Source organism: Nocardia wallacei (assembly GCF_029869545.1).
GTDB lineage: Bacteria > Actinomycetota > Actinomycetes > Mycobacteriales > Mycobacteriaceae > Nocardia > Nocardia wallacei_A.
This window is the reverse complement of sequence record NZ_JARWQD010000142.1, coordinates 1-4,625: the sequence shown is the minus strand read 5'-3', so window position 1 is coordinate 4,625 and position 4,625 is coordinate 1. Positions and strand designations below refer to the sequence as shown.

At 70.8% G+C, this 4,625-nt stretch carries 5 protein-coding genes and 1 pseudogene; 2 read left to right on the top strand and 4 right to left on the bottom strand.

Annotation, left to right across the window (positions count from 1 at the left end; all coding sequences use genetic code 11):
• On the top strand, positions 1-672 hold a 672-nt coding region (locus QH290_RS11425), incomplete at its 5' end, for an acyl-ACP desaturase (protein WP_280268225.1).
• 55 nt (positions 673-727) lie between these two features.
• Here the strand turns inward: QH290_RS11425 and QH290_RS11420 are convergent.
• The 4 genes and pseudogenes from QH290_RS11420 to QH290_RS11405 form a co-directional block, all read right to left on the bottom strand.
• Positions 728-1,528, bottom strand: a complete 801-nt coding sequence (locus QH290_RS11420) for a biotin--[acetyl-CoA-carboxylase] ligase (RefSeq protein WP_280268224.1) — start codon at positions 1,526-1,528, stop codon at positions 728-730.
• 143 nt (positions 1,529-1,671) lie between these two features.
• Positions 1,672-1,860, bottom strand: coding sequence for a hypothetical protein (locus QH290_RS11415; protein ID WP_280382817.1), 189 nt, complete (start codon positions 1,858-1,860; stop codon positions 1,672-1,674).
• Between the two features lie 117 nt (positions 1,861-1,977).
• A complete protein-coding gene (locus tag QH290_RS11410; RefSeq protein WP_280265098.1) occupies positions 1,978-2,325 on the bottom strand; it encodes a hypothetical protein in 348 nt (115 codons plus the stop codon).
• A gap of 146 nt (positions 2,326-2,471) precedes the next feature.
• Positions 2,472-2,858: pseudogene (locus tag QH290_RS11405) on the bottom strand (DUF1707 SHOCT-like domain-containing protein); the annotation flags it as partial.
• 147 nt (positions 2,859-3,005) lie between these two features.
• On the opposite strand from QH290_RS11405, the gene QH290_RS11400 reads away from it, so the two are divergent.
• Positions 3,006-4,520 carry a serine/threonine-protein kinase gene (locus QH290_RS11400; RefSeq protein ID WP_280382816.1) on the top strand — a complete coding sequence of 505 codons (1,515 nt, stop codon included), beginning with the start codon at positions 3,006-3,008 and terminating at the stop codon, positions 4,518-4,520.
• The last annotated feature ends 105 nt before the right edge of the window (positions 4,521-4,625 follow it).

Genomic DNA, 4,625 nt, shown 5'->3' with positions numbered 1-4,625 from the left:
GGTGCCTGGGGCACCTGGGTCGGACGCTGGACCGCCGAGGAGAACCGCCACGGCATCGTCATGCGCGACTACCTGGTGGTCACCCGCGGCGTCGACCCGGTCGCCCTCGAAGAGGCCCGGATGATCCACATGACCAACGGCGCCCACTCGCCCGACGATTGGGGCGGCTTCCTCGAGAATGTCGCCTATGTGACGTTCCAGGAGCTGGCCACCCGCGTCTCGCACCGCAACACCGGCAAGGTCTGCGACGACCCGATCGCCGACCGCATGCTGCAGCGCGTCGCCGCCGACGAGAACCTGCACATGATCTTCTACCGGACCCTGTGTGGCGCCGGTATCGACCTGGTGCCCGATCAGGCCATCGAGGCCATCACCAAGGTGCTCACCAACTTCACCATGCCCGGCTACGGCATGCCCAACTTCCGCCGCAACGGCGTCATGATGGCCAAACACGGCATCTACGACCTGCGCCAGCACCTGGAGGAGGTCGTCCAGCCGGTGCTGAAGAACTGGAACATCTTCGACCGCAACGATTTCGGCCCGCGCGGCGACCAAGCCCGCGAGCAACTCGCCGCCCACCTGGAAAAACTGAGCCAGGACGTCCTGAAGTTCGAGGAACAGCGCGACAAACTCCTGGCCCGCGAACGAGCCCGCGAGATGGCAACGGTGTAAGCGCGCATCCGCCCGGCGCACGCCTTTCACATTCCCGGCGCGCTTTTGGCCGGGATCAAGGCTGGGGACGGACGTGCGTGACGTCCCCGGCCGCCACCGCCCGGTTGCCGATGAGCAGTCGGCCATGGTCGTCGACATCGGTGGCGACGCCGGTGAGCACCTCGCCGCCGGGCAGTTCCGCGCGGACCTCGGTGCCCAGGGTGGCGCAGCGCTTGCGGTATTCCCCGGCCGGTCCGGCGATATCCCAATTGGCCGTGCGCCATTCGGTGAAGTGCCGGGCGAATTCGCGCAGCAGGGCCTCGACCAGGGCGGTGCGGTCGACCTCCGGGGCACCGGCGAGGGTGAGCGAGATCGCGTGCGGGACCGGCAGTTCGTCCTCGGTGAGGCTGACGTTCAGCCCGACGCCCACCACCACGGCGGGCGCCCCCGCACCGGAGGCGACCTCGGCCAGGATGCCCGCCACCTTGCGGCCTTCGATGAGAACATCGTTGGGCCACTTCAGGTTCGCGTTCAACCCGGTGACATCGCGGACCGCGTCCACCACCGCCACGCCGGTCAGCAGCGGCAGCCAGCCCAGCACGGCGGGATCGATGCCGCGCAGCCGCACCAGCAGCGACAGCGAGATCTGCGCCCGCGGCGGACTGGACCACGCGCGTTCGTGCCGACCGCGGCCCTGCTCCTGGCTCTCGGCGACGAGCACCCGTCCGTCGGAGTCGGGATCGGCGGCCTGCGCGATCAGGTCGGCGTTGGTGGAACCGGTCGACTCCACCACGTCGATGCGAGAGAACAACGACAGGTCCGGACGTTCGGTGACACTGCGCCGGAGGAGTTCGGCATCCAAGGGTGGCCTCTGCACTCCCGCAGGCTACTACGCCGGTCTCGACAACCGGCGAACCGGAAAACGGCCCCCCCCCCCCCCCCCCCCCCACCCCCCCCCCCCCCCCCCCCCCCCCCCCCCCCCCCCCCCCCCCCCCCCACGCCGCTCACCCGGTCGTGGCTTCACCCGACGAGGCAATACCCGATGCCCACCGGAACGGACATGACATCTCCGTCCGCCCGATCGCTCTCGCCTTCGCCGGTCTCCCGCCAGTACTCCGGATCGACGACGGTCGGCTTCGGCTCCCCGGCCGGGCGGGTCCACACGGCCGCGACGGCTCTTTCGGCGACGGTCCTACTCCATTCCCACATGATGCGCCTCCCCTGCGCTCGGTGATGGGAACTCCACGGTAGCGTCCGCAGCCTGTATCGCGGTAGTGATTTTCCTGTGCGCACGCCGTGATTCAGCTGATGCGCTGTCGCACAGCGTTATTCGCCACCCACCGGCTGCAGCCCGAGCGCCCCGGCCACGAAGCGGCGCACGGCGTGCTGCCCGGATTCCAGTGCCGCGTCGTAGCTCTCGCGCGACCAGCCCGAAATATCCGCGGTGCCATCGGCATTCGGCGTCACCACGATCTCGGCGACCATTTCCGCCGTGGTCGGCTCGCACACCGCCCAGGAGTAGCGGGTCTGTTCGTCCCACTCGCGGGCGCGGCGCGCCACATATTCCGGGTCGGTGATGCCGCCGTCGGCGAGGGCGGGGCGGTCATCGATGCGGTCGTCGGCGCGCAGCGCGCGCAGATACCAGCCGCCGGCGTTGATCTCGATCGGCTCCATCAGCGGTCCCGCCGCCGGTCGCGCCGCTCGTGCCGGAGTTCGCGCGCCTGCTGTTTCAGCTCGCGGCGCTGATGCTTCAACTCCCGGCGATGCTCCTCGACCTCGCGGTGGTGCTGACCGATCTGGTGCCGGTGCTGCTCGAGCTCACGGCTGCGCTGCTCGTAGTGGTGGCGCCGCCGCGCACCGAGCGCGATTCCCGCGGCCGGAATCAACAGGAACCACAGCCAGGTGTGGGTGGTGAAGAACAGCACCAGCGCGAGGATCACGATGAGCCCCATCGCCGGGCCACGAATCTCGGGCCTGCCGCCGTGCCCGGTGGGTCCCGGGGCGGGCGCGGGTGTCTCCGAGGCGGGTTCGGGCAGATCGGCGAACACCGGCTCCAGATCGCCGCGCGTCACCGCGGCCGCCACCGTGCCGCTGCGCTCATCGAATTCGGCCACCGACAGCCGCCCGGCCGCGAAATGATCCGACAGTCGCCGCATGGCCTCTTCGCGCTCCGCGGTGCCGATGCGGATGTCGGGAGAGTCAGCCATGACACGAGATTAGCGCGTGCGTGCCGGTACCCACACTGGTCCCGCCCGGCGACGCCGGTTTAGGGTCGAGCCATGTTCCGGCGGCGCGGCCTCGGCTTCTCAGGCGCCCGACCGGAGCGCATCGCACACCCGCACGGAGGCGTTGAAGTGGCACGGCAGTTCGGCAAGTACCGGCTCGAGCGGCAGATCGGGCGGGGCGCGGTGGGCGAGGTGTGGCTGGCCCGCGACACGGCCGCCGAGCGCTCGGTGGCGCTGAAGATCCTCACGATCTCCGCGGCGGAGGATCCGAACTACCGGCGGCGGTTCGAGCGGGAGGCGCGGGTCGGCGCCGGTCTGGACAATCCGCACATCGTGCCGATCCACGGTTTCGGCGAGCAGGACGGGCGGCTGTATCTGGACATGGCCTACGTCCCGGGCATCGACCTGGCCACGCGACTGCGGGCCGGGGCGATCGGGGTGCCCGAGGCCGTCGATATCGTCTCCCAGATCGCCACGGCCCTCGATGCCGCGCACACCGCCGGGCTGATCCACCGAGATGTCAAGCCCGCCAACATCATCGTGCACGGGAGCGGCTTCGCCTATCTCATCGACTTCGGTATCGCCCGGGCCCCGAACCAGACCGCCATCACCGCAACGGGTTTCACGGTGGGCACGCTGGCATACATGGCCCCCGAGCGGTTCACCGGGGATGCCGACGCCCGGTCCGATATCTACTCGCTGGCCTGTGTGCTCTTCGAATGTCTCACCGCGCAGCGGCCGTTCGGCGACACCGACCCGGCCCAGCAGCTGCACGCGCACCTGCGCGAGGAGCCGCCGCGGCCCTCCGCGGGCAATCCCGCGATTCCCGCGGCGCTCGATGCGGTCATCGCCCGCGGGATGGCCAAGAACCCCGACGACCGGTACAGCACGGCGGGCGACCTGGCCGCCGCGGCCCGCGCCGCCGTCGACATGCCGCACCCGGTCCCCCGAACCCCACCCGTCCTGGAACCCCCCGCACCGGAAAACCAGCAGACCCGAAAACTCCCCGGCCACACCCCCGCGCACGCCGACGCACCCCCCGAACACCCGGGCCTCCATGCCTACCCGCCAACACCAACCCGCGCCCTCCCGGAAAATGATGCGGCGCAGGTGAACCAACCCACACCAACTCGCGCGTTCCCGGAAAACGACGCAGCGCAGGACCATCCTCCTGCACCAATCAGCGCTCTGCCGGAAGCCGATGCGGCGCAGCCTAATTCACCAGGACGAATTAGAGAAGTGTCGGAAAAGGATGCGGCGCAGGGGAATCCACCCGCGCCGACTCGGGCGCTGCCGGAGGCCGCAGATCCGTCTGCGCCTCCGCTCCGGCCCACGCGGGCCTTCGCGGAAGGGGCTGCGGCACAGGCGGGGCCCGGGGCGCAGGGGCCTCGGCCGACCAGCGTCCTGCCGGGAGGTTCTCCCGCGCAGGCGGGCTCGCACGGCCGGTCGCCGGACCCCACCCGTGTGCTTCCGGAAACTGGTGTCGCACGGTCGAATACGCCGTTGCGGCCCACGCGATTCCTTCCGGGAGCGGCGGCGCCCCCCCCCCCGCCCCCCCGGGGGGGCACCCCCCGGGGGGGGGGCCAACCCGGGGCGGCCCCCCGTTGGGGGGGCGGTTGTCGAGGGCGGGCGGCTGCTCGTTAATCCCGGGGACTTGGGCCCCGCTGATCCGGAACGACGACACACCGGCGCGGCGCGGATGCCCGTTCATCGGCCACTGGCGCGCGTCGGTCAGCTGTTCCACCGCAC

What these genes read in the sequence shown, in the direction of transcription:
- QH290_RS11415 (WP_280382817.1), bottom strand. Translation starts at nt 1,860, where the DNA reads ATGTGGGAATGGAGTAGGACCGTCGCCGAAAGAGCCGTCGCGGCCGTG.
- QH290_RS11410 (WP_280265098.1), bottom strand. Translation starts at nt 2,325, where the DNA reads ATGGAGCCGATCGAGATCAACGCCGGCGGCTGGTATCTGCGCGCGCTG.